Origin of the sequence: Nocardia pseudobrasiliensis NBRC 108224, assembly GCF_001613105.1 — a bacterium.
Lineage (GTDB): Bacteria > Actinomycetota > Actinomycetes > Mycobacteriales > Mycobacteriaceae > Nocardia > Nocardia pseudobrasiliensis.
On record NZ_BDBS01000005.1, the window covers coordinates 44,188 to 60,232 of the forward strand.

Below are 16,045 nucleotides of genomic sequence, written 5' to 3' on the forward strand. Positions count from 1 at the left end.
GTATGGCGCTTGATAACCGAACCCTGACTGGTCACACCCATAACCTCCACGGCAAATTGTCAGCTACGGAAGACTGGCCAGTTGGTATTCAAGTGATAAACACGCGGACAGCCAGTAGACACGCCGAATGAAATTCCGGAAGGTTATGTGAATTTCCCGCGCTCTATCGAATGCGAGGTCATCGGGCGAATTTTCGGTAATTCAGTGGATTTCGGCAGCTCAGCCCAGGTGTGTCATTCCGGCGGCGACCACCTGCGAGATATTGAAGATCTCGTCGGCGGTGGCCGCGGTGAGCCCATCGAGCGCGTGCAGCCGATCGGTGGTCGCGATGGCCAGCATGGCCGAGACCCAGGCGCCCGCGCAGGCACGCAGCGTACCGGGTTGTACCGGACCGGGCGCGCTGGCGGCCAGTACCCGGGTGGTGATGTCGAGCAGCTGATCGCGCATGCGGCGCAACTGCGTTCGCACATCGGGATGGGTATCGGCCTCGCGCCACATGATGACGCGCAGGACCGAGGAGTGATGATCGCGCAGATTCAGCGCGGCGTCCAGATTCACCAGGCTCCGGGTCGGATCGCCCGGCGCCACAACGGTTTCGATATTGTCGATCGGCGGGGTCGGCACGCGTTCGGCCATCAGGGCCGACAGGATCGACTCCTTGGTGGGGAAGTAGTAGAAGACCAAGCCCTTGGGGACCTCGGCGGTCGTGGCGATGGCCGCGGTCGCGGTCGCGTCGAAACCGTGTGTGGCGAACAGGTTCTCGGCCGCGTCCAGAATGAGCTGACGGGCGTCGCCGTCGGTCTTCTTACTCCGGCGACGCCCCGCTCGATGGGGTTTGGGCATCTGCATCAGTGGGCGGTGTGCATCCGTCCCGCTACCTGCGGCAGTGCCGCCACCGCTACCACCACGGTCAGCACGCCCACGATCCACGCCGTCCACGACGCGCCATTGTAGGCATGGAAGTTCATCACCCACGGGGAGATGAACAGCAGCACCCCGAACAGGCCCATCGCGTAGTCCAGGCCGGACATCGCCGGGCGGGAGATCTGTGCCAGACCGGTCAGCGCGATGAGCACACCCAGCACGATCAGCGTCCACATCGCCCGGCTGTTGGTGTCGACCCAGATCGACGACAGTGCGGTGAAGACTCCGAGTACGACCGCGATGTAGTCCTGTGCGCGGCTATCGGTGAACATCATGTGCCTCCTCGTGGGCAAGGGATATGTTCTCCACTCGGTATAACTCTGATTGACCGCCCGATCAATATCGGATCGGCAACGATTGCCACGCGCTATGACTATGGTGTGTATCACGGTAGAAAATAGAACGTGTTCTAGAATATCTTGGCGTGATGACTACTGACGGGCGTCCGATCGTGATCGTCGGCGCCGGCCTGGCGGGCCTGCGCGCGGCGGAGGAGTTGCGCCGCGCCGGCTACGCCGGTGGGTTGATCCTGCTCGGTGACGAATCGCGGCTGCCATACGACCGCCCGCCGCTGTCCAAGCAGTTCATCCGCGGCGAGACCGACGATACGACGCTGCGTCCCGCGGAGTTCTTCGCCGACAACGATATCGAGCTGCGCCTGGGGGTGCCCGCCGCCGGAGTGGATACCGCGGCCCGCCTGGTGCGACTGGCCGACGGTTCGGTGCTGGCCTACGGCGAGCTGATCATCGCGACGGGACTGCGCCCCAGACGAATTCCCGGCCTGCCCGAGGTCGTGGGCGTGCACGTACTGCGCGGCCATGCCGATGCCGCGGCCTTGCGCGCCGAATTGTCCGGTGCGAGAACGGCTCTGATCGTCGGCGCGGGTTTCATCGGCTGTGAACTGGCGTCCTCCTTCCGATCCCGCGGGGTGGACGTGGTGCTGGTGGAACCGCAATCGGCTCCGCTGGCCGGGGCGCTCGGCGAACAGGTCGGCGCGCTCGTGGCGCGGCTGCACCGGGAGGCCGGTGTCGACCTGCGCTGCGGCGTCGGCCTGGATTCACTTGTGGTGAAGGATGATTCGGCTCGCGGGGCCCGCCTGTCCGACGGTTCGGCGGTAGCGGCCGACCTGGTGGTCATCGGCGTCGGCTCGGTGCCGGTCACCGACTGGCTCATCGATTCCGGCATCCCCCTGGCGACTCCCGCCCAGGGCGGCGGCATCCTCGCCGACGAATTCGGCCGCACCCCCGTCGACGGCGTCTGGACCGTCGGCGACGTCGCCGCCTGGCGCCACCACACCGGCAACCACCGCCGCATCGAACACTGGACCAACGCGGGCGAACAGGCCCAACTCCTCGCCAGCGCCCTCCTCGGCGCCGAGCCCCCCGCCACCGCCCGGGTCCCCTACGTCTGGAGCGACCAGTACGACCTGAAAATCCAAATCCTCGGCACCCCGTCTCCCACGGACGACATCCGAATCATCGAAGACAACGGCCACAAATTCGTAGCCCACTACTACACCGCCGACACCCTCACCGCCGTCATCGGCGCAGGCCGCCCCGGCCAGGTAATGAAAATGCGCGCCCACCTGGCCAACACCCCAACCATCACCTGACCGCCCCCGCCCCCGACAAGCCCCCGCCTCCTGTCTTTTGTAGCCCGCCCGCCGGAACTACCACCTCGTCTCGTTGGCTGGCTACCAGGCTCACCTCGTCCCCGCCGTCCGGCCGCCGGGTCTGCTTTCGCCGCTCGACGGCCGGGCTCACCTCGTCTTGTCGTGCCGGGCTCGCGTCTTGTCCTGTCGTCCGGTCGCCGGGTCTGCTTTCGCCGCTCGACGGCCGGGCTCACCTCGTCTTGTCGTGCCGGGCTCGCGTCTTGTCCTGTCGTCCGGTCGCCGGGTCTGCTTTCGCCGCTCGACGGCCGGGCTCACCTCGTCTTGTCGCGTCGGGCTCGCGTCTTGTCCCGTCGTCCGGCCGCCAGGCCGGGCGGCGGGTCTCCGAATCGGCGGGCGAATCGGACCGTTGGGTGGTCTTGGGTGTGAGGTTGCCTATGCGACGGAGGTCGGGTCGGGGGGCGCTAATACAGTTGGGCGTGTGATCGTCTCGCTGATCGACTCGGGACTGGGCATGTTGCCCACGGGGGCGTGGTTGCGTACGTTGCGGCCGGATTTGGATCTGCTGCTGCAAACCGATCCGGATGGGGCGCCCTGGGGGCCCAAACCGGAGCCCTGGGTGGTCGAGCGGGTGCTCGAGGCGGCTCGGCGGGCGCTGCGGCTGGGAGCCGAAGTCATCGTGCTGCCGTGTAATACGGCCAGTGTGACCGCGCTGGAACATGTGCGGGCCGAGGTGGGCCCCGAGGTGCCGGTGGTCGGGACCGTGCCGGCGATCAAGCCCGCGGCCGCGGTGTGCCGCACGGTGGCGGTGTGGGCCACGGCCGCGACCACCGCGAGTCGCTATCAAGCCGATCTGATCGCCCGATTCGGCGGCGACGCCGATGTGGTCGGCGTGGCCTGCCACGGTCTGGCCGATGCCATCGACCACGGCGATCTGCCCGCCATCGAGGAGGCGATCACCAAGGCCGCCGCGCAGACCCCGCCCGGTACCGAGGGCATCGTGCTCGGCTGCACACACTACCCGCTCGTCACCGATTCGATCATCGCCGCGCTGCCGGACCACGTTCGACTGTTCGACAGCGCCGAAGCCGTTGCCGCGCAAACCCTCCGGCGCATCGATGCCCTCGACCGCCGGTCCACCGGTTCGGGTACGGTCACGGTCCTCAACAGCGGCCGACCCGGCGCGCTGCCCCCCGGCGCGGCGGCCTTCGAATCCGGGCGGATCCTCGGCGCCACCGCCGACGTCGGCAGCCGGGGATGACCCCGACCGCCGCCGAGGTGCAGCGGGCCCTGGCGGCAGCGGCCGATCCGGCCGACGCCATCCACCTGCAGCGGTTCTTCAAGACCGGCCCCGGCGAATACGGCGAGGGTGACATCTTCCTCGGCGTCCGGGTCCCCGCCACCCGCGCGGTCGCCAAACAGTTTGCCGGACTGCCGCTTTCCGAGATCGACGTCCTACTGGACAGCCCCGTCCACGAACACCGCCTCGCCGCCCTGGTCATCCTCAACGCGACCATGGCCAAGGCGATGAAGCCGCGCACGAACGACCCAGCGGCCCAACAGCGGATCGTCGACCTCTACCTGTCCGCCGTCCGCCGCGGCCGCGTGAACAACTGGGACCTCGTCGACATCTCCGCCGAGAACATCCTCGGCCCGTGGCTGTCCACCCGCCCGCGCGAGCTGCTGTTCCAACTGGCCCAACAGGATTCGCTCTGGGAACGCCGCGTGGCCCTCCTGACCACCTTCGCCTTCATCAAATCCGGCGACCCCGCCACCACCTTCGCCCTCTGCGAGCGCCTGCTCGACGACCGCCGCGATCTCATCCAGAAGGCCGTCGGCTGGATGCTCCGCGAGGTCGGCAAGCGTGTCGACCGAGATCTACTGCTGGGCTTCCTCGATCGCCATGCGGCCGAAATGGGCCGCACGGCTTTGAGTTACGCCACCGAGCATCTGGAACCCGAAGTGCGACAACGATATCGCGATATGCGCTAGAACTGGATCTTCAGATGATCGGTGACCGGGTGGGCCTGGCAGCCGAGAATATAACCCGCCTCGATGTCCTCGGGATCGAGAATATCGCTGGTATCCATCTCGACCTTGCCCTCGAGGACCGTGCAGGCGCAGGACCCGCATTCGCCCTCCTGGCAGGAGTACGGCACGTCGATACCCTTGGCGAGCATGATGTCGACCAGCGTCTGGCTGCGCGGCCAGCGCAGGTTGTGCACCTCACCGTCCAGTTCCACCTCGACGGTGGCCGCGTCGGCGGCCTCCTCGTCACTGACCTCGGCGGGCGCGGTCACCGAGAACGGGTCGCCCGCAAGGGAATTGAAGACCTCCGCATGTGTCCGATTGCGCGGCACGCCCAGCTGGGCCAGTGCGTCGTGGACGCGATCCATGAAGGGTTTGGGGCCGCACATGAAGGCCCGGTGCGCGGTGTAAGGCGTGACGAGCGCCGCCAGACCCTCCACGCTGGGCAACCCCTGCAGGGTTTCCAGCCAGTGCAGTACAACCAGCCGCTGCGGATGCTTGTCCGCGAGTTCGCGCAACTCTCCGGCGAAGATGACCGAGTCGTGATCCCGGTTGGCGTAGATCAGCACCACCCGGCCGTCGCCGCGCGCCAGCGCCGATTTCAGGATCGACATCACCGGGGTGATTCCGCTGCCCGCGGCGAACAGCAGCAGATCCTCGTCCAGATCCTTGGGCGTGAAAACGCCCGAGGGCGGCAGCACTTCGAGCTCGTCGCCCGCCTTCACGTTGTCGCACACCCAGTTCGACGCATAACCCTCGGCCGTGCGCTTGACGGTGACCTTGGGCCGATCGTCGGTATGCGGTGAGCTGGCCAGCGAATAGCACCGCGCCACCGAGCCGGTCCGATCGCTGGGGATGCGCAGGGTGAGGAACTGCCCCGGCTGATAGGTGAACCGCTCCCGCAGTTCCTCGGGCACGTCGAAGACCAGCGAGCAGGCGTCGGCCGTCTCGGCGATGACCGCGGCGACGCGAAGCACGGCCGATCGAGAGCCGTGTGGCACTTCAACGGTGGTCATGGTGTCCTCTCAGGCCATAACTAGAACGTGTTCTAGTTTTATAGTACGTGGCCGTCCCTTTGTCGGACAAGCTGAGCCTCCAGGCCCGAGATCAGCACCCCGATGCCGAAGTCGTAGGAGTACTTCCCGCGCAGATCCCCGATATGCCGCACCGCGCGCTCGACCGCCTCGGGCAGTGCGACATCCACCAGCCCCGCTCGATCCCGCGGATTCACCCGCGCCCGCCCGAACAGATACGTATGGATCGTCGCATATGCGGCGAGCACATTGCGATCGTCGAATCCGGCCTCGAACAAGATCTCCATCACCGCGGCGATCAGATCGAGTTGTTTGCCGAGCATCTGCTCGATGAGTACATCGCCGAGTCCCGGATGTTTGCGCAGCTTTTCGTCGATCTGATCGATGAGATCACGCAGTCGTTCTTGCCACGGCCCCGATTCCGGTGGCGGTTTGCGGACTCCGGTCAGCGCCGCCGTGGCGACCAGATCCAGTAGTTCCCGTTTGTCGGCCACGTAGTAATACGGGGCCATCGGAGAGACGCCGAGTTCGCGCGACAACCGGCGCATGGACAGTTTGTCCACCCCGTCCTCGCGCACGACCCGCAATGCGGCCTCGACGATCTCGGATTCCGACAATGTATTGCCGCCCCCGCTCGTCTGCATCCGTCCGACTCCCATGCCACCTCGCGACTTGTGCCGAGCCCCACCGCCCGTCGGCAACCCGTCATCTACTGTTCAACGTGCTTTTTCCCTCCGCAGTCTAGAGCGCCGATCGCGGTGTGGGTCCGCGTGTGCGCGGGTTGCTCGCAGAACGCCGAGGCAACGGCGGGTCGCGGTATTTGCCGATGGTGAACCAGCGCGATGTTCACGGTGATCTTCATCGCATCCACGTGGAAGTTGCGGCCGGATTGCCAGCAACTTCGTCGAATAGCAGACCGGTCGCCGGGCGACGCGCCGGGAGGCGCGCGCGGTATTCGTATCGAATTCGATCCGTTTTTTTCGACACGGTATGCCCGAACGGCAATCAGCGCATAGCATCCCAGGAATGCGCCATGATCGACTGCCCGACGGGTTCGGGGTGCGAATCGATCCACGGGTGCGCACCTACTCCGGTGGACGGTACCTGGTCGGTGGTTCTCCGACGAGGTTGCTGCGGCTCGCGCCGGAGGCGGCCGCCCTGATCGGTGACGGCTATCTGGAGGTGACCGACCCCAAGTCGGCCGTGATTGCCAGACGGCTGCTCGACTCCGGTGTCGCCAATCCCCGTCCGCGCCTGCTGCCCTCGCCCGAGGATGTGACGGTAGTGGTGCCGCACTACAACGACGCCGCCGGCCTGGAGCGACTGCTCGGTACGTTGCGCGGGCACAGTGTGGTGGTGATCGATGACGGTTCGGACCGTCCGGTACGCATTCCGCGCACCCGCGGCCGCTGCCGAGTCACCGTGCTGCGCCACGATCGCCGCCACGGCCCGGCCTCGGCGCGCAATGCCGGATTGCGAGCGGCGACAACCGAGTTCGTCGCGTTCCTGGACTCGAATGTCGTGCCCCGCGCGGGCTGGCTCGAGGTGATGCTCGGCCATTTCAGCGATCCGGAGGTGGCCCTGGTCGCCCCGCGCATCGTCGCGCGCGAACCCGATACGACCGTGCTGGGTCGCTATGAGCACACCCGCTCCACGCTGGATCGCGGGCGGCGCGAGATGGCCGTCACCGCACACGGCGCGGTGTCCTATGTGCCCGGCGCCGCACTGCTGGTGCGGCGGCGCGCGCTGCTGGCCGAGGGCGGCTTCGACGAGCGGATGCGCGCGGCCGCCGATATCGATCTGTGCCGCCGCCTCGAACACGTGGGCTGGCGGCTGCGTTACGAACCGGCCGCGCACGTCGCCTGCGACCATCCGGTGTCGTTCGGAAAGTGGTTCGGGCGCAAGGTGTCCCATGGCGCGGGCGCCGCGCCACTGGCGCGGCGGCACGCCGATGCGGCGGCCCCAGCCTCGGTGCCGTTCTGGGCCGTGGTGGCCACCGCGCTGCTGGCCGCGGCGACCCGCTGGAGTCTGATCGCCGGACTGGCCACCCTGATCGCCGCGCTGATCCGGCTACGCCGGGTCTTCGCCGAACTCGACAACCCGACCCGTGTCGCGGCAATTCAATTGGCGCGCGGCTTCTCCGGCGGCGTCTGGCGGATCGCCTCGGCGCTGTGCCGGCACTACTGGCCGGTGACGCTGCTGGCCATGGTGGTCTCCGGTCGCATCCGCCGGATCGCGCTCACCATGGCCGTCGCCGACGGTCTGGCCGACTGGTTCACCCACCGCGAACCCGGCGGCCTGGATCCGGTGCGCTATCTGTTCTGCAAACGCCTCGACGATCTCGCCTACGGCACCGGTCTGTGGTGGGGCGCTGCGCGGGCGCGCAACATCACGGCCTTCCGTTCCGACGGGCGGTAGGGGGCCGCGCGAGTGCCGACTGCCTCACATGTCGCCCGTGGCGCCGCCATGATGTGACCTGGCGGACAAACGCCGGACTCGGGACGTCCCGGTGTTTGCCCGCCGGTACAGTTTGGGGCGGGAAGAAAGGCAAATGGTCAGCAATCTCGCAGGCGGCAACGCTGTCGGACACGGGGTCGAGCCGGGGACCCAACTCGGTGCGCTGGAATCCTATGCCGCCCAGGCACACGGCTATCTGACCGTCGGTGGCGAGCAACTGGGTCAACTAGCCGGATTGTTGCGTCCACTGATCCTCGAATCGTGGCTGCGCAGTGTGCGCGGTGGGGTGGATCCGATGGACGTGCTCGACGGGCGCGGGTTGCGCGGCGCGGATCTGCAGCGCTATCGCGACAACCATCCGACCACGGCCGTGATGCCGTTGGTGGACAGGCTGTTACTGCAGGACGCGACGAGTACCGGATTGATCGTCGTGATCGCCGACCAGTTCGGCCGGGTGCTGTCGGTGCACGGCAATCCCGATCGGGTGTGCGCCGCGGCCGAAGTCGGGCTGCGCGAGGGCAACGATCTGAGCGAGCGCCGGGTCGGCACCAATGCCGTGGGCCTCGTGGTGCGCACCGGCCGCGCGACCTGGATCCACGGGCCCGAACACTATCTGCACCGCATGCATCGGATCACCGGGGCGGCCGCGCCCGTGCACGATCCCGACGGCCGCCTGGTCGGCGTGCTGATGATCGCCGGTGGCGTGCGGGTCGCGCGCCCGGAGATCCTCGCGCTGGTGAAGGCCGCGGCGACGGCGGCGGAGATGGATCTGATGCTCTCGGCCGTGCGCGCACAGCAGGGCGGAGCGGAACGCTTTGGCGGAGTGCGGGATTCGTCGGATCGGCCGCCCGCCGGGCGGCTGGCGCTGGATGTGCTCGGGCTCGGGCAGCCGCAATTGACCGTCGCCGGTGATCGAGTTCCGCTGTCCCAGCGGCACGCCGAGATCCTGCTACTGCTGGCCGAACATCCCGAGGGTCTGTCCGCCGATCATCTGGCGCTGCTGCTCGACGACACCGATCTGGACAACGCGACCATTCGCGCGGCCATGTCCCGGCTGCGCGCGGTGGTCGGCCCGCAGGCCTTCGGCTCGCGGCCGTATCGGCTGCGGGTACATCTGGCCAGCGATGTGGAGGCGCTGCGGGCGGCCCTGGATTCCGGCGATGTGGATGCCGCGGTTCGGCTCTACACCGGACCGGTGCTGCCGCGTTCGACCGCGCCGGGCGTCATAGATATTCGCGATGAATTGCGGGTGCGACTGCGGACCGCGGTGTTGCGCTCGGGTGAGCCGACTGTGCTGCGCCGCTGGACTTCCGGGGCCGAGGGCCGTGACGACACCGCGGCCTGGGTGGCCTACCGGGCGACCGTCGATCGCGATTCGGCGCTGTACGCCCAGATCGAGGCCAAGATCCGGGTGCTCGATCGGCGCCTGGGTGTCGATGCAACGCAGATGCAACGTTTCGACTCGTAGGCTGCGCATCCGAATCGTCGAGATCGACGCCTCGACGCCGGGGTGCGGTGCTGCGGAAGCCCCGCCGCCTTCGATGTCTCGGCGTGGGAGTTGTTCTGGCCCTTGCGGATCGGCGCGACCCCGGCGCTCGCTGAGCATGGCGGATTTCGAGATCCGGCCTATCTGCGCCGAGTGATCGCCGAATACGGGGTGGGCACGGTACATTTCGTCCCATCGATGCTGGAGGTCTTCCCACTGGTATCGAGGGTCCGGTCCCGCGATCGCGGCGGCCGCTGGCTGGCACGCGGGCCCGCCTGTACGACCTGTACGGTGACGACCGCTGATTCGACCGGCGTGCCGATCGGCGCGCCGGTGTTCAAAACCCGGCTGTACGTGCTCGATTCACGTCTCCGGTCGGGTCCCGGGTGAGCTGTATCCGTCGGGGGTTCAGCTCGCCCGGGGCTACGTCGGAACCGGAGTACTTGGGGCGCACCGACTTTCAGGGTGAAGCGGCGCGGTCGAAGCAATCCTCGCGGCCGCCGACCTCGCGCTTCCCGATCTGTCGGTGCGGACGAGTACGCTGAACACCGGAGCGACCAAGTTCGATCTGCAACTGACGGTCACCGAAAGCTTCGCTGGTGCCGGTCCCGGGGAAGGTCCGGCACCGGCGGGGATCCAGGCGGACGATCGACGCTTGGGCCCGAATGGTCGGCCCGTCGGAAATCGCGCGCGAGAAACGCGATTCGATGGGAAGCCCCGTCGACGACGATGCCCGACAGCATTCGCTGTGGCCGATATTCGCCGCGATCCCCAGCGGTTGGATCATCGTTCACGGAGCCCGAATGCGCGCCCAGCGCTTGGACTTCGTCGCCGCCCGCCGTCCCGATCCGCATCCGGCCGCGATATTATCGTCATTTTGACGATTACAATCCGATTCATGGGCAATGCTTTTCGCCTCAATGCGGCGGTCGGGGTGGAATTGGTGGTACTCACCCTGGGCGCGCGTTCGGTGCCCAATGACACCCTCTGCGCACTGCTGGTCCAGCGGCTTTTCGCACCCTATCGCGGGCGCTGGGGGCTGCCGGGTGGTCTGATGCAATCGGAGGAGAGTCTGTCGGCCGCGGCCGTGCGAGTTCTGCGTGAGGAGACCGGAATTCGCGGCGACCAACTGCATTTGGAGCAGCTCGCCACCTACGGCGAACCGGGCCGCGACGCCCGCGGGCGGATGATCAGCATCGCGTATTTGGCGCTGGTCCCGAATCTGCCCGCGCCCAGTGCCGGACCCGATGCCGCGGCCGCCGCGATCTGGTCGGTGGAGCAGATGCTGGCCGATCGTGGGCGGCTGGCCTTCGACCATCACCGCATTCTGACCGACGGCGTCGAACGGGCCCGCGCCAAACTCGAATACACGCCGCTGGCCACGGCCTTCTGCGGCCGCGAATTCACCGTGGCCGATCTGCGCCGGGTCTACGAGGTGATGTGGGGCAGGACCATGGATCCGCGCAATTTCCATCGCAAGGTGACCAGCACGCCCGGCTTCGTCGAGGCCACCGGCCGTACCACCACTCGCGACGGCGGCCGACCCGCACAGCTGTACCGGGCCGGACCCGCTCGGGTTTTACATCCGCCGATATTACGGCCGAACTGAAACGCCCACAGGAAACTCCCAGCTGTCCTCGAGCATGCCTGCCAGCCGCGCTCTCTACGCTCACCGACGATCGGACAGGCGTGTGGGAAAGGCGGAGACATGGTGCAGCAGATACGGGCCCGGACGGCCTGGGAGCTGCCGGGACTGGTGACGCTGCTGACCGCGACCGCCGTGCTGTATCTGTGGGGTCTGCGCGCGGCCGGATGGGCCAATCCGTATTACGCCGCCGCCGTACAGGCCGGCACCCGGAGCTGGAAGGCGCTGCTGTTCGCCTCGCTCGATCCCGGCAATGCCATCACCGTCGACAAGCCGCCCGCCGCGATGTGGGTCATGGGTCTGTCGGGCCGGTTGTTCGGTTTCAGCGCCTGGTCGATGCTCGTCCCGCAGGCGCTGATGGGGGTGGCGGCGGTCGCGCTGCTGTACGGGGCGGTGCGGCGCTGCAGCGGCCCGGCCGCCGGACTGCTGGCCGGTGCGGCGCTGGCGGTAACTCCGGTGGCGGCGTTGATGTTCCGCTACAACAACCCGGACGCGTTGATGACACTGCTGGTGGTCGCCGCCGCGTACTGCGTGGTGCGGGCGCTGCAATCGCCGAATCCGCGCTGGCTTTCGGCGGGTACGGGCTGGCTCGCGCTCGCCGGCGTCGCGGTCGGATTCGCCTTCCTGGCCAAGATGATGCAGGCCTTTCTGGTGCTGCCCGGTTTGGCGCTGGTGGTCCTGGTTGCCGCGCCCGGCGGAATCGGCGCTCGCATAGGCAAATTGCTGACCGCCGGGGTGGCCGTGCTGATGTCGGCGGGATGGTATCTGGCGCTGGTGGCGCTGTGGCCCGCCGATTCGCGGCCCTATATCGGTGGTTCCACCGACAACAGCCTGTGGAATCTGGCCGTGGACTACAACGGGCTGGGCCGGGTGCTCGGCAATCAGGGTCGTGGCGGCGGCTATCACGGTGCGACGCAACCGCTTCCGGACCCCACGCATCCGCTGGCGTCCGCGCCCCAGCATCCGGCCGGACCGCATTTCGGTGGGATGGCCGGTGGCCACGACGGCGTGCTGCGGCTGTTCCAGGATTCGCTGGCCACCGAATTCGCCTGGCTGCTACCGGTTGCCGTGCTCGGGCTGATGGCCGGGCTGTGGATCACCCGGCGCGGACCGCGCACCGATCCGGATCGGGCGGGTCTACTGCTCTGGGGCGGCTGGCTGGCGAGTACGGCCGCGGTGCTCAGCTATATGAGCCGCTCGTTCCACACCTACTACACCGTCGAAATGACCCCGGCCATCGCCGCGCTCGCGGGTACGGGCGTGGTCCTGCTCTGGCGTCGCCGCGAGCACTGGCAGGCTCGGGCGGTACTGGCCGTCATGTCGGCGGTGACCGGCGTGTGGGTATGCGTACTGCTCGGCTACACCCCGGCCTGGCTGCCGTGGTTGCGCTGGAAACTGCTGGTCGCCGGATTCGTCGCGGGCGCACTGCTGTTGATCGGGGCGCACCGGGCGCGCCGGACCGCCGCGGTGACCGCGGCCGTCGCCGTGCTGATCGGTCTCACCGGACCCGCGGCCTACGCCGCGGAAACCGTGGCCCTGCCGCACAGCGGCGGCAGCCCGTACAGCGGGCCCGAGCGCGCACACGGCGGCGGGTTCGGAGGGGGCGGTGGGAATCCCACGGCCACACCGCATCTCGACGCCCTGCTGACCGGGGCCGGGGCGAGTCGCTGGGCGGCAGCAACGGTCGGCTCCCAGCAGGTCAGCTCCCTCGAATTGCGCACGGGCGCATCGCTGCTGGCGATCGGCGGATTCAGCGGGCGCGACGATGCGCCGACCCTGGCCCAGTTCCGGCAGTACGTCTCCGACGGCGCGATCCGCTACTTCCTGGTCCCCGAACACGGCGGCCGGGGCGGCGGGCCCGCGCGGTCGGACGCGACCACCAGCGGCGGGCAGATCACCGCCTGGGTGCGCGCCGACTACACCCCGACCATCGTCGACGGGATGCAGGTCTACGACCTGACGGCCCCGCCGCGGGCCTGAGTGCACCGCGCAGGTCGCGCGCGCGTGACGAGGTCATATCGACTTCGGGAGCATTCGCGTCGCGGCGTGTGCGGACCGATTGCCGGTGGTAAACCAACTGCATGACGGAGGTGGTGGCCGGCGCGCCGACGACGCGGGGACGCTCGGCGGAGTTCTGGGGATATCTGATGTGGGGCCTGGCGGGCCTCGCGATCCTGGTGCCCGAGTTGGTGGCGGTGTTCGCGGTCGCCGACTGGCCGACCATCTCCGCGACGATCGGTCATCTCGAGACCAGGCACGACTGGGTCCGGCTGATCGTGGTGTTCGTGATCGTCGTGCTGGCCTACTACGCGGTCCCGCAGCTGGCCAAGGATCCGCAGACGCCGTGCGTCGTGCACGGACGGCAGGTGACGGCCAACGGGCGGCTCACCGCGAATGTCGCGGAGGTCGGTTATCAGGGCATGGGTGGCTATCTGGTTTTCGCGCTGGCGGCCTTCGCCTTCGGGGTGGTCTTCGCCGCCGGCGCGCGGGCGGTCGATTCGGACAGCTATGCGGGCGGCTATGTGCTCTACGGGATCATCGCGGTGGTATGGGTGATCCTGCCGAGCGTGCTGGCGATGTTCTTCGCGCGAGAAGTACCGTTCCCCACGCTGTTTCGCACCCTGGCCTATCTCGGGCGTCGGGCGCACTGGCTGGCCGCGGTCGTACTGGCGCTGCTGGTGATCCTGCTCATCCACCTGGCCTTCTATCCGTGGCCGCAGCTGGACTACTGATCGGCGCGTCCCGTGCCGAACAGGGTGACCTCCAGTAACTGGATCACCTTGTCCTGCGGGCAGATCGACTCGTCGTCGAAGGCCCGGCCCAGATCGACGACCAGGCCGAACGCGGCCTGCACCAGAATGCGGGCCTGAGCCTCGGACAGCTCGGGGCGGACCCGGACCAGCAGCTTGACCCATTCGGCCACGATCAGGCGCTGGATATTGCGCAGGACGGTCCGCTCCTCGGCCGGGACGTGGCCGAATTCGGCGTAGTAGACGAAGGTCAGCTCGCGTTCGGCGAACGAGCCCGCGACATAGAGATCGATCAGTTTGGCCAGCGCCTCGGCCGGGCCGGTCGAGGCGGCCGTCGCGGGGCCGATCGCGCCCGAAACCCGTTCGGCCGCACGGCGAAACGCGGCGGCGAGCAGATCGCTCTTGCTGCGGTAGTAGCGGTACACCGCCGAGGCCGCCGACAGATCCGCCGCGGTGGCGATGTCCTCGACGCTGACGTTCGGATAGCCGCGCTGATGGAACAGCTCGACGGCCTTCTTCAGCAGCAGTTCGTGTTTGAACGACTGCGGGATCTCCACCGCGCGCGGCGGGCGCGAAATGGTCTCGGCCGCAGGGAGGTCGGCGCGCACCAGCGACCAGGCGGCCGAATTCAGCACGGCGGTCAGCGGTTTCACCGGCACGGTGGCGTGGTGATCGCCGATACTGCTGATCACGCTGAACAGCGCGACCGATCGGACGCCGCGTTCGCGGCGCGACAGCTCCGGCCGCAGTTCGCCGATGAGGTCGCGGACCACCGCGACCGCGTCGGTGAACTGCTCGTCGAGCGTCGCGCGATCGGTGTCGTCGAGATAGCGCCGCTCCCAGCGCACCAGCGCAACGGTCGGGCGATTGGCGATGGTGTCGGCGATCATCGTGTCGATGACGTGACCGAGGCGGCGTTCGGGCGACCACTCGCCCGCCTCCTCGGGTAGGGTGACGGCCGCCACCGTCGCGGCGCTCAGCCGCAACAGCTCCTCGCGGAACAGCGCGTACTTACTGGGATAGTGCCGATACAGGGCCGCCGAGGAGATGCCGAGCTTGGTGGCGATGTCCTCCATGCTCACCCCGTGATAGCCGAGCGAGCCGAAGGCGGCCGCCGAGGTCGCGGCGATTTGTGCACGGCGATTCTTCGGGCGGCGGCGGATGACGCGCTCCGGCGGATTGGTCGCCGACTGCTCGGCGGGCTGCGCGGTGGCGCGTTGTCCTCGGCTCAAGGTGCTGGCCTGTCTTTCGGTAACGGCACGTCGTGCCGGGTTTCGGCGGGCGCGCTCGGGTTGTGGAGCGTCGGTGGCCACCCCGATGTCGCTGCGACGCTCCTCGATATTCACGGTCGCTATCGTAGCCAGCGGGGGCAACGCCGCTGTTCAGTGTTACTCGCGGTTTCGGCCACGCTCATCCCTTCGGCCGCGGTTCCCCATCTCTTCGGCCGCGGTTTCCTCATCCGTTTGGCCGCGGTTTCCTCATCCGTTTGGCCGCGGTTTCCTCATCCGTTTGGCCGCGGTTTCCTCATCCGTTTGGCCGCGGCGAAGCCAAGGGCGAATCGACCTTGTTCACCAACCACCGCCCGCCGTCCTTCTCCAACCGCATGACCATCGACAACTGCCCCGGCTGCGGCTTGCCCTGCGTGCCCAGACTCGTGATGGTCTGCCCGATCACCACGATCGCCTCGGCCGAGGCCCGATCGCCGTCGCGAATCGCGCACTGCACATCCTCGGCCTTGGACACCACCTCGCCCTTGGCGAGGACATCGCGCAAATCCTTACTGGTGGAATCGAATTGCTTGCGCCAATCCCCGGTCGCCCCGTCGAGGACGGCGGCGAAATAGGGATCGAGGTTCTTGGCATCGTAGTCGGCCAGTACCGGCCCGTATCGACAGGCTGCCTGCCGAGCGTCCTCGTGGGCCGCGAGCAGCTCCCGACCGTCGTCGTTCTGCACGTAGTAGTACGCGCCGACGCCGACGGCCGCGCCGAGCAGCGCCACGGTCCCGGCCTGCGCGGCGATTGCCTTGCGCCCCAGTGAAATCCGCCAGCGTCCGCGCCGCGCAGGCGCATCGGTTTCGGTCGTTTCGGTGGTCTCGGAAGGCTGGTCGCTCAT

General features: G+C 68.0%; 17 protein-coding genes. 10 read left to right on the plus strand and 7 right to left on the minus strand.

The features are described from left to right. Window positions 1–219 precede the first annotated feature (219 nt). Window positions 220–849, minus strand: a complete 630-nt coding sequence (locus NP4_RS07230; protein ID WP_114755603.1) for a TetR/AcrR family transcriptional regulator — start codon at window positions 847–849, stop codon at window positions 220–222. Further along, window positions 849–1,196 (minus strand): SPW repeat domain-containing protein, encoded by a 348-nt coding sequence (locus NP4_RS07235; RefSeq protein ID WP_067994783.1) that lies wholly within the window; start codon window positions 1,194–1,196, stop codon window positions 849–851. The genes NP4_RS07230 and NP4_RS07235 overlap by 1 nt, the downstream gene beginning before the upstream one ends. Window positions 1,197–1,351: 155 nt before the next feature. Between NP4_RS07235 and NP4_RS07240 the strand changes: the two genes are divergently transcribed. From NP4_RS07240 to NP4_RS07250, 3 genes are all read left to right on the plus strand, one after another. Continuing rightward, the gene (locus tag NP4_RS07240) at window positions 1,352–2,536 is read left to right on the plus strand and encodes an NAD(P)/FAD-dependent oxidoreductase (protein WP_082875642.1); all 1,185 of its coding nucleotides are present in this window, start codon (window positions 1,352–1,354) and stop codon (window positions 2,534–2,536) included. A gap of 478 nt (window positions 2,537–3,014) precedes the next feature. Continuing rightward, window positions 3,015–3,794, plus strand: coding sequence for a glutamate racemase (locus NP4_RS07245; RefSeq protein ID WP_067993920.1), 780 nt, complete (start codon window positions 3,015–3,017; stop codon window positions 3,792–3,794). After that, window positions 3,791–4,525: a DNA alkylation repair protein gene (locus tag NP4_RS07250; protein ID WP_067993923.1), complete on the plus strand. Its 735-nt coding sequence runs from the start codon at window positions 3,791–3,793 to the stop codon at window positions 4,523–4,525. The genes NP4_RS07245 and NP4_RS07250 overlap by 4 nt, the downstream gene beginning before the upstream one ends. Here NP4_RS07250 and NP4_RS07255 read toward each other — a convergent pair. Both NP4_RS07255 and mftR2 read right to left on the minus strand, forming a co-directional pair. Further along, window positions 4,522–5,577 (minus strand): ferredoxin--NADP reductase, encoded by a 1,056-nt coding sequence (locus NP4_RS07255; protein ID WP_067993926.1) that lies wholly within the window; start codon window positions 5,575–5,577, stop codon window positions 4,522–4,524. The genes NP4_RS07250 and NP4_RS07255 overlap by 4 nt on opposite strands. A gap of 38 nt (window positions 5,578–5,615) precedes the next feature. Then, window positions 5,616–6,239 carry a mycofactocin system transcriptional regulator MftR2 gene (mftR2, locus tag NP4_RS07260; RefSeq protein WP_082875643.1) on the minus strand — a complete coding sequence of 208 codons (624 nt, stop codon included), beginning with the start codon at window positions 6,237–6,239 and terminating at the stop codon, window positions 5,616–5,618. 382 nt (window positions 6,240–6,621) lie between these two features. On the opposite strand from mftR2, the gene mftF reads away from it, so the two are divergent. The 3 genes from mftF (at window position 6,622) to NP4_RS43320 (ending at window position 9,928) form a co-directional block, all read left to right on the plus strand. Further along, window positions 6,622–8,013: a mycofactocin biosynthesis glycosyltransferase MftF gene (gene mftF / locus NP4_RS07265; RefSeq protein ID WP_067993929.1), complete on the plus strand. Its 1,392-nt coding sequence runs from the start codon at window positions 6,622–6,624 to the stop codon at window positions 8,011–8,013. A 133-nt stretch (window positions 8,014–8,146) separates the two neighbouring features. Continuing rightward, window positions 8,147–9,520 (plus strand): GAF domain-containing protein, encoded by a 1,374-nt coding sequence (locus tag NP4_RS07270; protein WP_067993931.1) that lies wholly within the window; start codon window positions 8,147–8,149, stop codon window positions 9,518–9,520. Between the two features lie 42 nt (window positions 9,521–9,562). Continuing rightward, the gene (locus NP4_RS43320; RefSeq protein WP_067993933.1) at window positions 9,563–9,928 is read left to right on the plus strand and encodes an acyl-CoA synthetase family protein; all 366 of its coding nucleotides are present in this window, start codon (window positions 9,563–9,565) and stop codon (window positions 9,926–9,928) included. A gap of 70 nt (window positions 9,929–9,998) precedes the next feature. Here the strand turns inward: NP4_RS43320 and NP4_RS41560 are convergent, their stop codons facing one another. Continuing rightward, complete coding sequence (locus NP4_RS41560) at window positions 9,999–10,325, minus strand: hypothetical protein (RefSeq protein ID WP_169813681.1); 327 nt, start codon at window positions 10,323–10,325, stop codon at window positions 9,999–10,001. Here NP4_RS41560 and NP4_RS07280 point away from each other — a divergent pair. From NP4_RS07280 to NP4_RS07295, 4 genes are all read left to right on the plus strand, one after another. Then, window positions 10,246–10,419, plus strand: coding sequence for an MbtH family NRPS accessory protein (locus NP4_RS07280; RefSeq protein WP_082875687.1), 174 nt, complete (start codon window positions 10,246–10,248; stop codon window positions 10,417–10,419). The genes NP4_RS41560 and NP4_RS07280 overlap by 80 nt on opposite strands. A 17-nt stretch (window positions 10,420–10,436) precedes the next feature. After that, entirely contained in the window at window positions 10,437–11,147 is a 711-nt protein-coding gene (locus NP4_RS07285) for an NUDIX hydrolase (RefSeq protein WP_067993939.1), read from the plus strand. Between the two features lie 99 nt (window positions 11,148–11,246). Then, window positions 11,247–13,163 (plus strand): ArnT family glycosyltransferase, encoded by a 1,917-nt coding sequence (locus NP4_RS07290; RefSeq protein WP_114755604.1) that lies wholly within the window; start codon window positions 11,247–11,249, stop codon window positions 13,161–13,163. 101 nt (window positions 13,164–13,264) lie between these two features. Continuing rightward, window positions 13,265–13,915 carry a hypothetical protein gene (locus NP4_RS07295; RefSeq protein ID WP_067993942.1) on the plus strand — a complete coding sequence of 217 codons (651 nt, stop codon included), beginning with the start codon at window positions 13,265–13,267 and terminating at the stop codon, window positions 13,913–13,915. Here the strand turns inward: NP4_RS07295 and NP4_RS07300 are convergent. Both NP4_RS07300 and NP4_RS07305 read right to left on the minus strand, forming a co-directional pair. Continuing rightward, the gene (locus tag NP4_RS07300; protein ID WP_067993945.1) at window positions 13,909–15,165 is read right to left on the minus strand and encodes a TetR/AcrR family transcriptional regulator; all 1,257 of its coding nucleotides are present in this window, start codon (window positions 15,163–15,165) and stop codon (window positions 13,909–13,911) included. The genes NP4_RS07295 and NP4_RS07300 overlap by 7 nt on opposite strands. 292 nt (window positions 15,166–15,457) lie before the next feature. After that, window positions 15,458–16,045, minus strand: coding sequence for an Rv1363c family protein (locus NP4_RS07305; protein ID WP_067993948.1), 588 nt, complete (start codon window positions 16,043–16,045; stop codon window positions 15,458–15,460).